At 34.7% G+C, this 17,551-nt stretch carries 16 protein-coding genes; 4 read left to right on the plus strand and 12 right to left on the minus strand.

The features are described from left to right. Positions 1-85: 85 nt before the first annotated feature. On the plus strand, positions 86-1,090 hold the full coding sequence (locus V7M80_RS05525; RefSeq protein ID WP_333694626.1) for a PorP/SprF family type IX secretion system membrane protein: 1,005 nt from the start codon (positions 86-88) through the stop codon (positions 1,088-1,090). Positions 1,091-1,134: 44 nt separating this feature from the next. Continuing rightward, on the plus strand, positions 1,135-1,650 hold the full coding sequence (locus V7M80_RS05530) for a gamma carbonic anhydrase family protein (RefSeq protein WP_333694627.1): 516 nt from the start codon (positions 1,135-1,137) through the stop codon (positions 1,648-1,650). A gap of 1 nt (position 1,651) precedes the next feature. Here the strand turns inward: V7M80_RS05530 and murI are convergent, their stop codons facing one another. The 8 genes from murI to V7M80_RS05570 form a co-directional block, all read right to left on the minus strand. Then, a complete protein-coding gene (gene murI, locus V7M80_RS05535; RefSeq protein WP_333694628.1) occupies positions 1,652-2,428 on the minus strand; it encodes a glutamate racemase in 777 nt (258 codons plus the stop codon). Between the two features lie 68 nt (positions 2,429-2,496). Further along, positions 2,497-3,000, minus strand: coding sequence for an OmpH family outer membrane protein (locus V7M80_RS05540; protein WP_333694629.1), 504 nt, complete (start codon positions 2,998-3,000; stop codon positions 2,497-2,499). Between the two features lie 12 nt (positions 3,001-3,012). Continuing rightward, entirely contained in the window at positions 3,013-4,014 is a 1,002-nt protein-coding gene (locus V7M80_RS05545) for an OmpH family outer membrane protein (RefSeq protein WP_333694630.1), read from the minus strand. Between the two features lie 40 nt (positions 4,015-4,054). After that, positions 4,055-6,769, minus strand: coding sequence for a BamA/OMP85 family outer membrane protein (locus V7M80_RS05550; protein ID WP_333694631.1), 2,715 nt, complete (start codon positions 6,767-6,769; stop codon positions 4,055-4,057). Continuing rightward, the gene (locus V7M80_RS05555) at positions 6,702-7,442 is read right to left on the minus strand and encodes an isoprenyl transferase (protein WP_333694632.1); all 741 of its coding nucleotides are present in this window, start codon (positions 7,440-7,442) and stop codon (positions 6,702-6,704) included. Before V7M80_RS05555 ends, V7M80_RS05550 begins: the two co-directional genes overlap by 68 nt. A 1-nt stretch (position 7,443) precedes the next feature. Then, on the minus strand, positions 7,444-8,127 hold the full coding sequence (gene porG / locus V7M80_RS05560; protein ID WP_333694633.1) for a type IX secretion system protein PorG: 684 nt from the start codon (positions 8,125-8,127) through the stop codon (positions 7,444-7,446). A gap of 141 nt (positions 8,128-8,268) precedes the next feature. Then, positions 8,269-9,153: an NAD kinase gene (locus tag V7M80_RS05565; RefSeq protein ID WP_333694634.1), complete on the minus strand. Its 885-nt coding sequence runs from the start codon at positions 9,151-9,153 to the stop codon at positions 8,269-8,271. 2 nt (positions 9,154-9,155) lie between these two features. Further along, entirely contained in the window at positions 9,156-9,815 is a 660-nt protein-coding gene (locus V7M80_RS05570) for a CBS domain-containing protein (RefSeq protein ID WP_333694635.1), read from the minus strand. Positions 9,816-9,912: 97 nt separating this feature from the next. On the opposite strand from V7M80_RS05570, the gene V7M80_RS05575 reads away from it, so the two are divergent. Continuing rightward, positions 9,913-10,626 carry a pyridoxine 5'-phosphate synthase gene (locus V7M80_RS05575; RefSeq protein ID WP_333694636.1) on the plus strand — a complete coding sequence of 238 codons (714 nt, stop codon included), beginning with the start codon at positions 9,913-9,915 and terminating at the stop codon, positions 10,624-10,626. Here the strand turns inward: V7M80_RS05575 and V7M80_RS05580 are convergent, their stop codons facing one another. Continuing rightward, positions 10,627-11,106 (minus strand): hypothetical protein, encoded by a 480-nt coding sequence (locus V7M80_RS05580; protein ID WP_333694637.1) that lies wholly within the window; start codon positions 11,104-11,106, stop codon positions 10,627-10,629. A gap of 58 nt (positions 11,107-11,164) precedes the next feature. On the opposite strand from V7M80_RS05580, the gene V7M80_RS05585 reads away from it, so the two are divergent. Beyond that, on the plus strand, positions 11,165-11,665 hold the full coding sequence (locus tag V7M80_RS05585; RefSeq protein WP_333694638.1) for a DUF456 domain-containing protein: 501 nt from the start codon (positions 11,165-11,167) through the stop codon (positions 11,663-11,665). Between the two features lie 55 nt (positions 11,666-11,720). On the opposite strand, the gene V7M80_RS05590 is transcribed toward V7M80_RS05585, so the two are convergent. The 3 genes from V7M80_RS05590 to V7M80_RS05600 form a co-directional block, all read right to left on the minus strand. Beyond that, complete coding sequence (locus V7M80_RS05590) at positions 11,721-12,923, minus strand: NAD(P)/FAD-dependent oxidoreductase (RefSeq protein WP_442902342.1); 1,203 nt, start codon at positions 12,921-12,923, stop codon at positions 11,721-11,723. After that, a complete protein-coding gene (locus V7M80_RS05595) occupies positions 12,923-13,609 on the minus strand; it encodes a glycerophosphodiester phosphodiesterase (protein ID WP_333694639.1) in 687 nt (228 codons plus the stop codon). The genes V7M80_RS05590 and V7M80_RS05595 overlap by 1 nt, the downstream gene beginning before the upstream one ends. 166 nt (positions 13,610-13,775) lie before the next feature. Beyond that, the gene (locus tag V7M80_RS05600; protein WP_333694640.1) at positions 13,776-17,489 is read right to left on the minus strand and encodes a metallophosphoesterase; all 3,714 of its coding nucleotides are present in this window, start codon (positions 17,487-17,489) and stop codon (positions 13,776-13,778) included. Positions 17,490-17,551 lie beyond the last annotated feature (62 nt).

Here is a 17,551-nt window from a genome sequence, read left to right on the forward strand (position 1 = left end):
AGATTATTGGTTTACAGTAGAGTATGAAGAACAAGGACAAATTAAGGTGTTTAAAAAGCATTTTTCATTAAAACGATAAAACCCCATGAATCTTAAAATCAAAAAAAGGTATTTAGTATTAGTTGCACTTGTAACACAAAGCATTTATTCTCAAGAGGGAATAGCGGTTTATTCAGATTATTTAACAGACAATTATTATCTTATACACCCTTCAATGGCGGGTGCTGCAAACTGTGGTAAAGTTAGATTAACTACAAGAGGTCAATGGTTTGATCAATCTGAAGCTCCTCAATTAAGTACCTTGAGTTTTAACACAAGTGTTGGAGAAAGATCTGGTGTAGGAGCTATTTTGTTTACAGATAGAAATGGATACCATTCACAAAAAGGGGTAAAATTAACCTATGCACACCATATTATGTTTTCCAGAAGTGAAATAGATTTAAATCAATTGTCATTTGGTATCAGTGGAGCATTGGTTCAAAGTCAATTAGATGAGACTTCTTTTTTAGATAATCAAAATTTTGATCCGATTATTGGGGGGATTTATCAGAAAGATTCGTATTTCAATGTTGATTTAGGGGCATCCTATAATTATCTTGAGTTTTATGCACATTTCACCGTGAAAAATGCTATTGCAAATATTAGAAGAGAGATTTACACAGAGTTTGAGTCAGATAATCTTAGAAAGTATTTATTTAGTGCCGGTTATGTCTTTGGCGAAAGTGAAAGAATACAATTTGAACCTTCATTTTTGTTTCAACTTGTAGAGCAAACTCAAGAAAAATCTATTGATTTAAATTTAAAAGTATATAAGGATTTAGACTTTGGAAAAATTTGGGGAGGATTGTCATATCGTAGAAGTTTTGACGGAGCCCAATTTGTAGACGGAAATTCGGTTTCCGACCAAAAGCTTCAATATTTTACACCTATTATTGGAGTGAATTATAACCAATTTATGTTTGCTTACACTTATTCTTATTTGGCAGGAAATGTTCGTTTTGATAATGCAGGTTTTCATCAGCTCACCTTGGGAATCAATCTGTTCTGTAAACGAGACAAATTTGAGTGTAACTGTCCAGCAATTAATTAATCTCTATACCCGTTACCTTGTAACGGGTTTTTTTAACTTATTTTATGATAATCAAATCAGTAAACGGAAAATCACCATTAATTCCGAAAGATTGTTTTATTGCCGAAAACGCAACTATTGTAGGGGATGTAACCTTTGGAGCTGAATGTAGTGTGTGGTTTAATGCAGTAATTAGAGGCGATGTCCATTTTATATCCATTGGAAATAAAGTAAACATTCAGGATGGTGCTGTAATACATTGTACGTATCAAAAACATCCAACAGTTATAGGTAATAATGTTTCTATTGGACACAACGCCATTGTACACGGTTGTACCATTAAGGACAATGTGTTAATTGGAATGGGAGCTATTGTAATGGATAATTGTATTGTAGAAAGTAATTCTATTATAGCGGCTGGAGCTGTTGTAACTCAAAACACACATATAGAATCGGGATCCATTTATGCAGGTGTTCCTGCCAAAAAAGTAAAATCTATAGATGAGTCTGCATTTTCAGGAGAAATAGAACGTATTTCAAAGAATTACGTAATGTATTCAAGTTGGTTTAAAGAGGATTAATTTAGAAGTCCCTTTCAATGATATTGAAAGGGCCGTTTAAAATGTTTTTAAGAACATTAGGATTAGCATTTATATAAAATTCAGTGAAAGGTGTTGAGGAGGTGTTAAATCCAATTTTTTCATTTAAAACCGATTTGGTTTGACGTGCTACAGCTTCTCCGGAGTCTATGATTTTAATGTGCGGAGGAAGGATTTTTTTTATTTGAGGTATCAAATAGGGATAATGACTACAGCCTAAAACTAAATAATCTATGTTTGCCTTAATCATGGGAGTTAGAAACGATTCGAGTAATTTTAACGTTTCAACTGAATCTTGTTTTCCTTCTTCAATTAAGGGTACTAGTCCGTAACCAATTTGCTCAATTATTTTGGTGTTTGGATAATTTAAAACACTTTTACTAAACAATTCACTTGTTAATGTGCCTTTAGTCGCCAAAACACCGATAGTGTGAGTTTGAGATTGATTTGCCGCTGGTTTTATTGCCGGTTCTATTCCGATAAATGGAATGTCGTATTTGGAACGAAGTTCCTTAATCGCATTCGTAGTTGCAGTATTACATGCCACAACAATAAGTTTGGCGTTTTTATTTAATAAAAATTCTGTGTTTTTAAAGCTTAGATGAATGATTTCATCTTTAGATTTTTGTCCATAGGGTGCATTTTTACTATCGGCTAAGTAAATAGTACTTTCATTAGGTAAAAGCGAATGAATTTCTCTCCATATTGAAGTACCTCCAATACCCGAATCAAATAGACCTATAGGATTTGAATTTGTCATAATCAAAAATAAAAAAAAAGCTCAAATTCTAAATTTAGATTTGAGCTTTTTTTGGATTAAAGGATGAATTAGAATCCTAAATCTTTCTTTACATCATTGGTTAAATCGGTTCCGTCTGCAAATATGGCACTATTTACATCTATTACATAATTGAATCCTTTCGCTTTACCTACTTTAGCAATAGAAGCTCTAATTTTATCCATAAGAGGTTTTGCTAAATCTGATTCTTTTTGTTGTAACTCTTTTTGAGCATTATCTCTGTAATCACGAATTCTTTTTTCCATGTCGTTGATTTCCTTAGTTCTTTCCTGATTGGTTTTGTCATCAACTTTGTTGGCTTCTTCTTCGTATTTTTTTAGTTTTGAATAATATTCATCGGCCATATTTTTAAATTCCGAATCGTATTGTTTGCTCAATTGTTCCAATTGTTTTTGAGCATCAATCATAGCAGGCATTTTAGTAAAAAGTTCATTTGTGTCTACATGAGCTATTTTAGTTTGAGCAGTAATGCTTTGTGATGCACCTAATATAAAAAGGGCTGCAAAAAATAAATTTTTCAATTGTTTCATCATTTCTAGTTGTTATTAATTATTGTTTTCGTTTTGTTTTTCTTTATCTTTTTCTTCCTTAGCTTTTTTGGCAGCTTCTCTGTCGGCTAATATTTTTTGTTTGCGTTCTTCAATTTCTCTTTTCCGATCATCTATTGCTTTCTGTCTTGCCTCTGCTGCTTTTTGTCTGGTTTCTGCCGCTTTATCTTTTGGAGAAGGAGTGGATTCACTATTTTCTTTATCGGAAGAAGACTCCTCTGATTTGGGTTTATCAGAAACTGTGCCACTTTTTTTGGCAGATCTTTCTTCTAGTAATTTTGCTCTTCGATCTTCAAATTCTTTTTTCTTTGCTTCGGTTGCCAATTTGCGGGCTTCAGCAATACTATCTCTCTGAGCTTTTCGTTCTTCGAGTATGCGTTTTCTTTCAGCTAATGCAGGATTGTCATCTACAAAATCTTCTTTCCTTTCTTTTTCTTCAAGAGCCTTGAGTTCTTTTTTACTCATTTGCTCTCTTTTGGACGCTCTTGTTAAAGATCGAATAACTTGATCGCTTATGTCGTATCGTTTGGCAGCAAAAAGAACTGTTAGGTCTGATGATTTATCTAAAATGAAATCGTATTTACGAACTTCTGCAATATCTTGTACGGCAGTAAATACTTGATCTTGAATAGGTTTTACCAATACAGCTTTTTGAACAACCAAGTCGCCGTTGGGGCCAAATCTTTTTTGTTGGTATTCCAAAAGTTCATTTTCAAGAAAAGCAATTTCTTCCTCTTTTTCTTCAATTAATTCCTTGGTTAAAAGTACTCTTTCGTTTTTAAGAGCTTCTTTTAATTCGTTAATTTCAGTTCTTTTAGCTTCGATTTCTTGTTTCCATTTTTGAGCTTTCAATTCCAATTGATTGTTGGCTTCTGTGTAATCCGGAACATTTTGTAAGATATATTCCATGTCTATGTAACCTATACGAATACCTCGAGTTTGGGCTTCAATCGTATTGTTTAACAATGAAACAAGAACTAAAAAAAGTAATTTCTTCATATTTCTAAAATTATAATGTAAATATAACAGAAATTAACAATTAAAATTGTTGTCCGATAATAAAATGTGTTTCCCATCCATTTTTTTGAGTTTGACCCGGGATCGGATCAAATCCGTGTCCGAAATCAATTCCTAAGAGTCCAAAGGCTGGCATAAATACACGTAAACCAAATCCGGCTGAGCGTTGCATAACAAAAGGATTGTACTCTTTAAAGTTATTGTATGAAGCTCCGGCTTCTACAAATCCTAAAACAAAAATGGATGCAGCCGATTTTAATGTTAGGGGATATCTTAATTCCATGGTGAATTTGTTGTATATAGTACCCCCATCAATACTTGATAATGATTGGTTAGGATAGCCACGGAGCTGAATAATTTCCCGTCCGTCTAATGCAAAATTGGCTAATCCATCACCACCCAGGAAAAATCTCTCAAAAGGAACTAGACCCCTATCTTGATTGTAAGCTCCCATGTATCCGAATTCTCCTAGTGTTCTGAAAACTAAAGCTTTTTGATTGGTTCCGGCAATTTTGGTATACCAATCAGCTCTAAGTTTAATTTTATAGAATTCTAAATAATTGAATCTTTTTTGGTCAATTTTAGCTCTATCAGCAGCAGCATCTTGAAAATTATCCACGGGTTGGCCACTTTCATTTAAATAAGTCCCAATTGGAATAATGTTTCCGGTTGTAGGATCTGTTTGTTCTGTAGTAGTTCTAACTTTGTAGGCTTCTAAATTTTCTAAGTTTTTATAATCAATACCATTAAATAGCGAATAAGGCGGAGTTACTTTGGCAGAGATTGAGAATTCTGAGCCATAAACCGGGAAAATAGGATTTATCCCTTTGTTATTTCTAGTTAAACCAACGGTATAGGCAAAGTTGCGTGATGAACCATTACCAAAGGTAAAGAGACCTGTATTGTAATTATTTAAATCGTAATATTGGAAACTTATTGCCTGAGATAAATTAAAAAAGTCATCCGGGGTATTTAATCTTTTTCCAATACCAACAGATATAGAAGTAATATTGAAACTACGTGTTCTATCTACATTTCGAGTTCGGAAGTCGTTTAAAAACTGCTTACTATGTGATATAGATGTTGAAAATTGGATGGGTTTTTTTCCACCCCACCAAGGCTCAGAAAAAGTTAAACTGTAAGTTTGAAAAAATGAACTGGCTTGCAGTCTAAGTGACATTCTTTGACCATCACCCATAGGTAAGGGTTTGTAAGCCTCTTTGTTGAAAATGTTTCGAGCTGAGAAATTATTAAAAGAAAGACCCAAAGTACCAATAAAGCCACCTCCGCCGTAACCACCTTGAAGCTCAATTTGACTTGACCCTTTTTCAACCAGATTGTATTCGATGTCCAGAGTTCCTGCTGCAGGATCTACATTTTTGAATTTAGGGTCTATTGATTCCGGATCAAAGAATCCCAATTGTCCAATTTCACGTATGGTTCTTACCAAGGCTTCTTTACTGTATTTTTGACCGGGTTTTGTTCTTAGTTCTCTGTAAATCACATGGTCATTGGTTTTTTCATTACCAACTACTGAAATTTTATTAAAGTATGCCAATGGACCTTCGATAATTCGGATTTCAAAGTCAATGGTATCATTGGCCGTTTTTACCTCTACAGGGTTTACACTAGAAAATAAATATCCATTGTTTTGATACAAATTGGTTATATCATTTGCGTCTGGATTTTTCTTATTTGCAATACGTTCTTCCAATAAAACGCCATTGTATGTTTCCCCTTTATTGATTCCTAAAACGCGACTTAAATATTGGTCTGAATATATTGTATTTCCTAGGAATTTGATGTTTCCAAAATAGTATTTTTTTCCTTCTTCTACTTTGATTTTTATGCCAATGGTATTTTTGTCTTTATTGAAGAAAACGCTATCAGACAGAATACGAGCATCTCTGAATCCTTTTTCTTTGTATTTGGAAATAATTTTGGTCAAATCTTCTTTATAGGTATCTTTAATGTACTTTGAGCCTTTCCAAAAACGACCCGGAAATTTAATTTTCGTACCGCTCATGGCTTTTCTAACTTTTTTATCGGTTAGAAATTCGTTTCCTTCAATTTCTATAGAATTAATTTTTATTTTACTTCCCCTATCTACATTTACAACCATTTGTACGTTGTTACCCGCTGTAGTATCCGGATAAGTAACTACTACAGCTTTTGCATTGTAATAACCGTCTTTTTTGTAGTTGCTTTCAATGTTGTTTTTGGTCGTAGTAATTAGATTTTCATTTACAACTTTTCCTTTTGTAAGGCCATTATCTTTGATTATAGTTTCGGCTTTTCCTTTTTTTACACCATTAATTTTTACATCGCTAAGTTTGGGCAATTCGATTAGGTTAAGTTCCAAAAAAATGGTGTCACCTTTAATTTCGGTGATGTACATGTCAATATCACTAAACAAGCCCAGTTTTCCGATTTTTTTAATTGCGGTACTTATTTCTTCTCCGGGCACTACAATTCTTTGCCCTTTTTCAAGGCCGGCAAAAGTAACTACAGTCTGTTGGTTAAAGCTGATTTTTCCGGTAACTTCTATATCGCCTAGAATGTATTGTGAACCTCTTTCAAAGGGGGCTTTTTCTTGTGCAATTAAATGAAAACTACTTCCTAAAAGAAGTAAAAATAGAATAGAGGTATATTTTTTCAATCTGTATATTTTATTTGATTTGTTCACTTGTTTTTCCAAACCTACGTTCTCTTTTTTGATAACTAATGATAGCTTCATATAAATGTTCTTCTCTAAAATCCGGCCACAATACTTCAGTAAAATAAAACTCGGCATAAGCTATTTGCCATAATAAAAAATTACTTATTCTGTGTTCGCCACTAGTTCGTATAACCAGGTCTACATCAGGAAGATTGTGTGTGTAAAGATGTTGATTAATAATTGTTTCGTCAATAGATTCCGGCGAAATTATATTATTTTTAACTTTATTGCTTATTTGTTTTACGGCTGAAACCAGTTCTTCTCGGGATCCATAGCTTAAAGCTAAAGTGAGAGTCATCTGTTCATTTGATTTGGTTTTGTTAATAACTTCTAAAAGTTCTACCCTTGCCGACTCGGGTAGTTTTTCCAAATTGCCAATACTATTCAGTTTAATTTTGTTTTCCTGTAGCGTTTTGAGTTCTTTTTTCAGGGATTTGATGAGTAAGTTCATCAGGGTATCTACTTCTGTTTTGGGTCTATTCCAATTTTCGGTAGAAAAAGCATAAAGAGTAAGGTTTTTTATACCCAATTGAGCACAAGCTTCTACGGTTTTGCGTACTGCTTTTGTGCCATTTTCATGACCAAAAACCCGTAGCATTCCTTTTTGTTTTGCCCAACGACCGTTTCCATCCATAATAATTGCCAGATGTTGCGGTAGTGTTTCTTTATTTATTAAATCTATAGTATTCATTTTATCGTGGACAAAAACATGGGTTTTCTCCAAAAGTGTAAGTTAACGTAAATCCGGTAAATACATACCAATCTTTACTGTTTATATTTCCAAATTTCAATTCGCTAAGGTTCTCATTTTTCGGATTACTTCCGTCCAAATTGTCTGTAAAAGTATATCGGGCACCGGCCTCAATACCTATTACAAAATTTTGGGTTAGTCTTGCTTTAAAACCTAAAATCATAGGAATAGCGAGGGCTCCTTCTCTATAATCTTCTTTTAAATCTTTTCCTAGAAAATATTTTTCGTAGTATGCAAAATAACTCAAACCGGTATAGATGTAAGGTGTGTATTGGGGTTTTAAATGATGGAGGTCAAATTCAAAAAAATTAAATTCAAGACCTGCAGAAAATTCATGTACAGAATTGTCAAAAGCCAAATCACGTTCTACTCGCAATGGCACATCGGAGTTACGGTCTTGAGACTCCAATTTGCCATAAGTATAAGAAAAACGGTACGAATGACGTACACTTTTATTCCATTTGTAAACAAAACCAATAGCAATATCTTTTGGAGCTACGTAGTCTGTAGGGCCAATATCACCAATATAATTTGAGCCGCCCAAAAACAATCCCACTTCATTAATTTGAGCGTGAATAAGGTTTTGAAAAGCCATTAAAACGATAACAATAAGAGTTCTATTCATTGGTTTTGAAATAGCGTGCAAATATAACAATTATGACTAGTTAATAGTCTTTTTTATTGCTATTTATCACAAATTAGTTCAAAAAAAACGCAATAAAAAGCAGGATAGTATTTTGATTACCTGTTAATTTGTTGGAGTGTATCAGTTTCGTTTGTCTTCACCCCATAGTAATTTGTTTCTAAGGGTTTTAAGAAAAGTCTCGTCCGGAATTTCTACCATGTTGATTTTAAAGGGTGTTTTCCGGATTATCAATTCGGTTTTGTTGTTCATGGCAATAATACGGCTGTCTAAAGATACCAGATATTGAGGTTCTCTTCCGCTTACTTTCAATCTGATTTCAGTTTTGTCGGGAATTACCAAGGGTCTGGCATTTAAGTTGTGCGGGGCTATAGGAGTTATAACCAAACTTTTTACATCGGGAGTCAGCACGGGACCACCGCAGCTTAAAGAGTATCCTGTTGAGCCGGTTGGAGTGGCTATGATAAGGCCGTCTGCCCAATAGGAAGTTAAATATTCATCATTCAAATGAGTTTCTACCGTAATCATAGAGGTTGTATCTTTACGACTTACGGTAATTTCATTTAAGGCAAAATTTATTTCTCGTAAAGTTTTGTTTCTGGGTTTGCTTTCTACGCTCAAAAGAGTTCTTTTTGAGAAAGAATATTTTTGTTCTAATATAATTTGTAAAAAAGGTTCGATATTTTCTTTTTGAACTTTGGCTAAAAAGCCTAATCTTCCGGCATTTATGCCAAGTATTGGAATTCCGGAGTTCCGCACATAGGTAATTGCCCTCAAAATGGTTCCGTCACCTCCAATGCTTATCAAAATATCAAAATCTGAATTTAACTGAGTATGCGAATCAAAAGTTGGGTAATCTTTGTCGCAAATTTTATATTCATGCAATACTTTTAGGAATTCTTTCTCCAAAATCAATTCCACCTTGTTTTTATTAAAAAAACTTAAGATGTCTTTGATAATGGGACCCGTATCATTTTGATAATATTGTCCGTAAATAGCAACTTTCATTGTTAAATATTTAGGTATTTATCCAAATAATCAGAACGCTCTTTGAGGTTGTTCAAATAAGCATCCTCTTGGTGTTCCGAAATAATTTCATAATTGTATCGTCTGAATGTTTGAATAATTTCATTAAGACCTCCTAATGCTATTTTTATCGTAACTTGAACAAAGTCGCCTTCAATTTCAGAGATAAACAGGCCTAATATTCTCCCATTGTTGGTTTCTACAATTTGAGCAATTTGACTCATTGCATACTCTTTACTACTTTTTTTCACTACGATTATACCACCTTGTTCTCTTAAAAAGGGGGTTTCGGCAAAAAATTGAACAATATCATTTAATTCGTAATAGCCAACATATTTGTTGTTTTCGTCTAGAACAGGGATTAAATTGGTATGATTCTGGGCAAAAACTTCCAAAACATCCAACCAAATCATGTTGGTTCTGGCAAAAAAACCTTCAAGAGTGTATTTGTAATCAATGATTTTTTTTTGATTTTCAAAAGTAACAACATCATCGGCTGCAATACTACCAATGTAAATGCCTTCCTGAATTACAGGGAAATGCGAAAAAGTCAAATCGGCAAAAAAATCCTGTACAAATCGAATGGACTCGTCACTCTCAAAAGGTTTGAAATCGGAATTTATATAATTTGTAATATCTAACATAGCCATTTAAATTCGTTGCAAAATAATCAAAAAAGACGACAAAAATGCTTTACTTACTTTGTATTTTTGTATTCTGAAAAAAGGAATTTATTTTACTATGACAAAGTTAAGTGTAAATATCAATAAAATTGCAACCCTAAGAAACTCCAGAGGTGGAAATATGCCCAATGTGGTGCAAGTAGCTCAAGATGTTCAAAAGTTTGGAGCCCAAGGCGTAACGGTTCATCCCCGCCCGGATGAACGTCACATACGTTACCAAGATGCCCGAGATTTAAAGCATCACGTGTATACCGAATACAATATTGAAGGAAATCCGGTTCGAAAATTCATAGACTTGGTTTTAGAAATAAGACCAACTCAAGTTACATTGGTTCCCGATGCAGATGATGCGATTACCTCAAATGCAGGTTGGGATACTCTTAAAAACCGGGATTTTTTGATGGATGTAATCCAAGAGTTCAAACAAAACGGTATTCGAACATCAATATTTGTAGATCCGGATTTAAAAATGATTGAAGGAGCCAAAATTACAGGAACAGATCGTATTGAATTGTATACAGAACAGTATGCACATCAATTTGGTTTAGGAAATACACAAGCTATACTTCCTTACCAAGAAGCAGCAATTTTGGCCAATCAATTAGACTTAGGGATCAATGCCGGGCACGATTTAAGTTTGCAAAATATTCGATTTTTTAAAGAAAACATTCCGGGGTTATTAGAAGTTTCTATTGGACATGCTTTAATTTGTGAGTCTCTTTATTTAGGAATTGAGAATGTGGTAAATATGTATCTCAATAAGCTCCGATAATTAGTCTTCTTTGAGAATTAGGGGTAAAATAAATTGGGTTTTTACCGGTATTCCTTCTTTTTGGGCGGGTTCAATTTTTGGGAAATTTACCAATCGGGCTTTTAAAATACTATCGGTTTTAGGTTTGTTGTAAGAAGTTTCTTTTTCAGGGAACAGGGGTTCAAAACTAATTCTGGAATCGGGAAAAACGGTAATTCTCACTTGGATAGTATCGATTATTTTACCCTCAGAACTTAAAGAGTCGGGTTTGAGTTTCTTATGGATTACTTCTGATAAGTATTCAAAAAAACAGGTTTTTTGAATTTCTTTATCCAAAATACTATCGCACTGGGCTACAGATGGGTATACGGTAACTTCATTCCAATTGATTTGTTTTAATTTTTTTTGTAGCAACTCTTCCTCCGAAGGAATAGGCTTTTCGAAGTATTGGCAAGAAACCAAGAAAAAAAACAGAATAAAAACCGAATGAAATTTGCTCATTGTTCGATTGTATCTAAACAATACTTATTTTTAATGTATCAAAAGTAATAAATAATTTATGGATACGACACTTTTAATTATCGCATTTATATTAATGATTATTGGTATTCTGGGAAGTTTTTTGCCGGTTTTACCCGGTCCGCCCATCAGTTGGGTTGGATTGTTATTATTGTATCTTACTAAAGCAGTTCCCATGAGCTATACTGTTTTGGGAATTACATTGGTGATTGCAGTTGTTGTGGGCATACTCGACTACATCATTCCGGCAAAAGGGACCAAGCATTTTGGCGGTAGCAAATACGGCATTTGGGGAACTAATATTGGTTTGGTAGTAGGCATTTTGGCTCCCATTCCGTTTGGGTTTATCATTGGGCCATTCGTGGGAGCTTTTGTTGGAGAGCTGTTGCATGATTCCAAAGATTCTCAAAAAGCGTTCAAAGCAGCAACCGGATCTTTTATAGGTTTTTTGGCTTCTACTTTTATGAAATTTGTGGTTTCTATTGTGTTTTTGGGTTTATTTCTAATCAAAGTTTGGGAATACCGAAGCGAATTGTTTTAATTTTTTGGTCCTTATTGGGCTTTCCGTTTCAATCCCGGGCAGGGTAGAAGTGCTTTCAAACCAGACTTTGACTCACAATAAATCCACCTGTCCAGGCATTTTGAAAATTAAATCCTCCCGTTATGGCATCGATGTTCAAAATTTCACCGGCAAAATAAACATTTGGTAACAATTTGCTTTCCATTGTTTTAAAGTTAATTTCTTTTAAATCGATTCCGCCGGCGGTCACAAATTCCTCTTTAAATGTACTTTTACCATTCACTTGAAATTGGCCATTAGTCAATTGCAAGGCTAAATTTTGAAGCTGTTTTTTGGATAAATCGGCCCATTTGGTTTCCAACGAAATTTCAGAAGCCAGTACCAAACTTTCCCACAATCGGTTGGGGAAATCAAAAGGGGATTTCTTGCCCACGACTTTTTTGGCGTGTTCCAATTTGAGTGCTTTCAATTGGTTTTCGGTTTCTTCCAAAGTGGCATCGTTAAGCCAATTGACTTCCAAAATAAATTGGTAATTTTTCTCAAATAATTCACGTGCTCCCCATGCGGATAGACGTAAAATACCCGGGCCACTCAGGCCCCAATGGGTAATTAAAAGTGGTCCCGAAGCCGATAGTTTTGAGTTTTGCACTTTTACCGAAGCAAAAGCCGAAACGCCCATTAGATCTTTAATCCGTTTATCTTTGATGTTAAAGGTAAATAGGGAAGGAACAGGCGGAACAATCGTATGACCCAACTTTTCAAGCATTTCCCACATTTTGGGATTGCTTCCGGTAGTCATCACTAAATTTTCACAACGAAATGTTTGCTGATTGGTTTCAACTTTCCAACTTTCTTCCGAACGAAAAATGGATTGCACACTTTGTCCGGTTAAGATGTCAATTTTGTGTTTTTGGGCAGCATTCAAAAAACAATCAATAATGGTTTGAGAGGAATCGGAAACCGGAAACATTCTGCCATCTTCTTCAATTTTTAATTCCACTCCATGGTTGGAAAACCATTCAATCGTATCACCCGAACCAAACTGATGAAATGGTCCACGCAACTCTTTTTCACCACGCGGATAAAATTTCACTAAATCATTCGGAACAAAACACGCATGTGTCACATTGCATCTTCCACCACCTGAAACACGTACTTTGGTTAGCACTTCTTTTCCACGCTCCAGAATGGCAATTTTATAGTTTGGGTTTTTTTCGGCGATATTGATAGCGGTAAAAAAACCGGCTGCTCCACCACCCACAATCAAAACATCATACATCAATGTAATCTTTCGGGAAAATTACAAAAAATTCCATCCACTCCCAATTCGGTAACCCATTTAATATCTTTTGGTTCATTTACCGTGTAGGTGTAAATCAGAAAACCTTCATTGTGAATTTGTTGGAGATTTTCCTTTGTCAAAGTTTCCCACCAAGGGTTGATGGCTACTGCACTCAATTTTTTTCCGGTTGCAAGGGCTTCCAACGGATTTTCTTCTGTCAATACAGCAATCGGAATTTCTTTATCCAATTTTCTAAAGGTTTCCAATTCATTCCATAAAAAACTGGAAATCACAAAATCGTCTTTTTTCCATCCTTTATGATAGTATTTTTTTAATACTTCAAAAGTAGGTTGGGCTGTGTTTTTTCCTTTAAGTTCAATGTTTAAGGGAACTTTTCTATCCATGATTTCAATCACTTCATTCAACGTTGGAATACGATGGTTTCCTTTTACAATCACTTTTTGCAATTCTTCAAACGTAAAATCTTCAATTCTCCCGGAAGTATTGGTTATACTGTCTAAAATTTCATCATGAAAAACTACCAATTCGCCACTTTTTATCAAAAAAACATCAATTTCTATCATATCCACATGTAACTCTAATGCTTTTTTAACAGAAGCCAAGGTGTTTTCGGTTTCATGACCCATCGCTCCACGATGACCTATGTTGAGTGGTTTTTTCATTTTTGAACAATTGATGCATGTCAAGGCTAAGATAGCCAACAAATAGCAATTTAGTTTCATGGGAAAAGATTTTTACAAAGATGAAATTTCAATTGTAAAGAAACCTTTTTTGAGTATGAAGGAAATATTAATTTTTGAACACAGATTTAAGTAATTAAAAAAAAAATTAAAAATTAAACTTCATCCCAAATGCAATCCGTCCGCCATCGCTGGAATGAAAATAAGATAGAGTAGAAGAAATGACATTACTGCTATTCATCCAAACACCAAATCCGGTTGATTGATGCCATCGATTTGAAATTTCTTCAGGAAACCAAACTCTGCCGTAATCAAAACCTATAAAAGCTCCATAATTAATGGGAGCAAACGGATTTTTAATTTGGCCTATAAAATACCGCAAATCCGAACCTTGATAAAACGATGCTTTTCCGGCAAATCGATTGTCTCTAAATCCACGTAAATTGGTATCTCCTCCCAAAAATGCAGCTTGATAAAATTCGAAATGATCACTAAAAAGATGTGTACCTTGCAATGTAGTTTCAAAAATCCACTCTTTATTTGGGGTTAATTTATAAACCAAATTCAAACTAGCCGAAGCACTTGGAATCTGTCTAGTAAAGTCACTTGCATTTACAGTCCATTGGGCATCTGCTTGAAATGCCATGCCTAATGATGGCACAAAGGCGTTGTCGTAATTTTTAAATAAATAAGACAATCCAATCCCGGCAAAAGGTTGAAAATCAAAAACACGATTGGGAATAGGTGTTTCAGAAATAAATCGGTTTGGGGTATTTTCAACTTGAAAAGCTTCAAAATAGGCACGGGCTGTTAATGTGGTAGCTTTGGTTTTATGCCAAACCAATCCCGGACTTACTTTATAGGAACTCATTCGAACTCTATTGTAATCAAAATCAATATCGGTATCATAGGTTGTTTCGTTCCCAAAACCAAAGAAATTTTGAACAAAATTGGAGCTAGTTGCCGAGGCATCAAGTACTAAATCATACTTGCCCCAGGCTTTTTTAATCAATCCATTATAAGCTAAGTCGTAGCCTTGTGTTGCAAAATAATATTGCGTTTGCAAACGGTGTTTTTGAGAGTAGGGCTGCCCCGTGAATCCATTTTGTGTAAAATCAAAACGAATTCCAACACGCATACCATCATCCGGATTAAAGCCAAAAACCGGTGCCGTAGCCAATGAATTAAATTTTGGTCTCTTGTAGTTGTAGGTGTTGGTTTCGTAATCGTTGGATAGCAAAACAGTTGTTTTCGAATCTTTTTGAATGGTGCCTGAATTGGAAATGAAATCGTGAATTTTCACTTTTTTACCGTTTTCAACAACATACGAATCTTGATTTAAACCCCCAATTAGTCGAATTTTAATTACATTAGACTCTTTGCCTTCCATGCTAAATTCGTCTTTACCTTCCAAACCAAATAACCAAATTTCACGGGTTTGTTTTTTTGAGAAAGTACGTTCAAAAATAAGATTGGCAGGAATCTTTTTTCCATTGTAAACCGCTACGGTTGTTTGTCCGTTTGAATTTCGGTTGATAACAAACACATCATTATCGTGGGTGCCCACTATTACAACTTTTTTATCAATAATCTTTTGGTAATTTTTAGCAATTTGAGGCAATTTTTTCAAACGGTTACGCAAATAGAGTTTCAATTTGGATGTAGTTTCATCTTGCAATTCATAAGGCAATTCCAAAAAAGCTTTGTTAATGATGTCGTTTGTTAAATGTTCTTGAATGTATTGCGCTTGTTCCTTCCATAGCTTTTCATCAACCGAAGCTAAAAGTGCCAAATCTAAAGCATAAACTTCTGCATTAAATTTTTTTGGATTTGGATAATTATAGGAGTAGGAGTGCATTTGTCCCATTTCCGGAACTGTTTTTAAAAGCTTTAGAAAAGCTCCGTCATATTTAGCAAAAGCTTGATCGCGATTTATGGGAATGGGTTTGTAAATCACTTTATTTTTTTCTTGAAAAACAGCCCAACGCCAGTTTTTTGCTTGCTTGTCCCAATCGCCAATGAGCATATCAAACAAGCGGGCTCTAATATAGGCTACCTGATCTACTTCGTGATTTTTATTGGTTCTGATTAAGTGAAGCATTTCATCTGTATCTATGATGTTACTTGGTTTCCCAAACACAATGTTGTTTTTTTGTGTAGTATTGGCTTTGGGTGCCACATAATAAAATTGATCACCAAAGGAGGAGTTGTATTTTCCTAACGAATTTTGATTGGGAATGTGATACAATTTATGTGGAATAGCCGTCACATTAATGGCTTGAGACAAAGTTGGGATTATCAAAGGAATGTACGGATGAATGGTGGTAAAGTAATCTCTAAGAAAGTCTTCGGATAAAGTATTGGAGTTTGGGGTAGAAAAAGCATCGTTTCTATAGGCAATAGATTTAAAAAAAGAGCTCGCATCTTTTTGTAAAGGAGTTATTATATATTCTCTCCCGTTTTTGTCGGAAGTTAAAAGTGAAGTGGTTGTGTTTTCAGTATCAAAACCTAAGGGTTTTAATCCACCCAAAAGTGTATCTAAAGTGGCAGTTTGTACTACAATATTTTGTTTGTAATAACTTTTGTAATGTTTGCCCCAAAGAAATTGATATATATCGCTTTTTCGACTTACAGATCTTCCAAATACGGAACGTTTGATTTCCGAATCAACGGGTTTGGGGTAATTGCGATGCTTCTCATCCGATTCGGGTTCGCTGATTTTTTGTTTAAAAAGTAACACTTCTTTTCGATTGGAAGTGGTGTAATAAGAAACTGTTGAAGCTCCGTTAGCAAAAATATCTACAACAGCATATCCGTTTCCGCCATAGCTAAAATCTTTTGGGTTAACTGTTCTTGCTTCTGTAAAATGAGCACCGGAGCCACTGATTATTTGTTGAATACCCTCTTTGTTGATGTATTGTAAATTTTGTTCGTGACCCGAAACCACTACCACATTTTGGTATTTTTGAACGATGCTTTTGATGCGATCATTCATTTCTTTATAGGCTACATGTTGTAAATCCATAGGATTGGTGCCACTCGCTTTTCTGTAGAGATTGTAAAAACTGCCAATTATAGGTAAAGGAATGTTTTTTTCTAACGGAAAAATTTGATCTCGTAACGAATATTGTCCGCCATAGACGCCATTGCTCAAAAGCGGATGATGAGTGGCAAGAAGCACCGTCTTGTGTGGGTTTTGACGAAGGAGATCGTCTAAATCTTCAAAAAGTTGTTCTTTGGTTTTCACGCTACAACCGAAATTGATTTCCGGATGTTTGTCCCAATCTTCTATAAGCCATTGCGAGTTAAGAGCTACCAGTTCAACAGTGGGGCTTAAGGAAATAACTTCAATTCCACAGCCTTTTTGAGGAATTACACTTGCCGTTTTCTTAGACTTTTGAGTTATAAAATCTTCTTGAATTTTTAGGTCTTTCAAACCTTTACCCCAATCAAAATCGCCGGGAATAAAATATACATTTCCTTTGAATTTATCCGTCAGTTGTAGCTGTTTAAAAAGTTTATCTTCACCAAGTGAACGATTTTCACTTATACCTTTTACTGGAAAAACATTATCGCCTAAAAATAGGACGGTACTATTTTTTGAAGCGGCTTCCAACCGTTTTTTAAAGTTGGAAAGTGTTGGAGTAGCTCCGTCATTTTGCGTGTTCGCCGCATTTCCGGTTAAAAAAACAGAATACACAATGGTGGTCGTATCAAGCGATTGATTGTTGTAAAACGAAGTAGCTTGACTGCCTAGTTGGGTTTTGTAGGTTGTGCAGGCGGTAAATAGGCCCATAAAAAACAGAAAAACAATTATATATTGAATTGGTTTTGAAACAAATTTTATACTAAAAAAATTCATTAAACAGTTTTGTTTTTTATTGGTGTGTTCAAATATAGGAATAATGCTGTCTTTATCGGTAA

This window comes from Flavobacterium sp. (assembly GCF_036759525.1).
Taxonomy (GTDB): domain Bacteria; phylum Bacteroidota; class Bacteroidia; order Flavobacteriales; family Flavobacteriaceae; genus Flavobacterium.

What these genes read in the sequence shown, in the direction of transcription:
- V7M80_RS05575 (WP_333694636.1), top strand. Translation starts at nt 9,913, where the DNA reads ATGACAAAGTTAAGTGTAAATATCAATAAAATTGCAACCCTAAGAAAC.
- murI (WP_333694628.1), bottom strand. Translation starts at nt 2,428, where the DNA reads ATGACAAATTCAAATCCTATAGGTCTATTTGATTCGGGTATTGGAGGT.
- V7M80_RS05570 (WP_333694635.1), bottom strand. Translation starts at nt 9,815, where the DNA reads ATGTTAGATATTACAAATTATATAAATTCCGATTTCAAACCTTTTGAG.
- V7M80_RS05555 (WP_333694632.1), bottom strand. Translation starts at nt 7,442, where the DNA reads ATGAATACTATAGATTTAATAAATAAAGAAACACTACCGCAACATCTG.
- V7M80_RS05590 (WP_442902342.1), bottom strand. Translation starts at nt 12,923, where the DNA reads ATGTATGATGTTTTGATTGTGGGTGGTGGAGCAGCCGGTTTTTTTACC.
- V7M80_RS05580 (WP_333694637.1), bottom strand. Translation starts at nt 11,106, where the DNA reads ATGAGCAAATTTCATTCGGTTTTTATTCTGTTTTTTTTCTTGGTTTCT.
- V7M80_RS05595 (WP_333694639.1), bottom strand. Translation starts at nt 13,609, where the DNA reads ATGAAAAAACCACTCAACATAGGTCATCGTGGAGCGATGGGTCATGAA.
- V7M80_RS05540 (WP_333694629.1), bottom strand. Translation starts at nt 3,000, where the DNA reads ATGATGAAACAATTGAAAAATTTATTTTTTGCAGCCCTTTTTATATTA.
- V7M80_RS05550 (WP_333694631.1), bottom strand. Translation starts at nt 6,769, where the DNA reads ATGAAGCTATCATTAGTTATCAAAAAAGAGAACGTAGGTTTGGAAAAA.
- V7M80_RS05525 (WP_333694626.1), top strand. Translation starts at nt 86, where the DNA reads ATGAATCTTAAAATCAAAAAAAGGTATTTAGTATTAGTTGCACTTGTA.
- V7M80_RS05565 (WP_333694634.1), bottom strand. Translation starts at nt 9,153, where the DNA reads ATGAAAGTTGCTATTTACGGACAATATTATCAAAATGATACGGGTCCC.
- V7M80_RS05530 (WP_333694627.1), top strand. Translation starts at nt 1,135, where the DNA reads ATGATAATCAAATCAGTAAACGGAAAATCACCATTAATTCCGAAAGAT.
- porG (WP_333694633.1), bottom strand. Translation starts at nt 8,127, where the DNA reads ATGAATAGAACTCTTATTGTTATCGTTTTAATGGCTTTTCAAAACCTT.
- V7M80_RS05600 (WP_333694640.1), bottom strand. Translation starts at nt 17,489, where the DNA reads ATGAATTTTTTTAGTATAAAATTTGTTTCAAAACCAATTCAATATATA.
- V7M80_RS05585 (WP_333694638.1), top strand. Translation starts at nt 11,165, where the DNA reads ATGGATACGACACTTTTAATTATCGCATTTATATTAATGATTATTGGT.
- V7M80_RS05545 (WP_333694630.1), bottom strand. Translation starts at nt 4,014, where the DNA reads ATGAAGAAATTACTTTTTTTAGTTCTTGTTTCATTGTTAAACAATACG.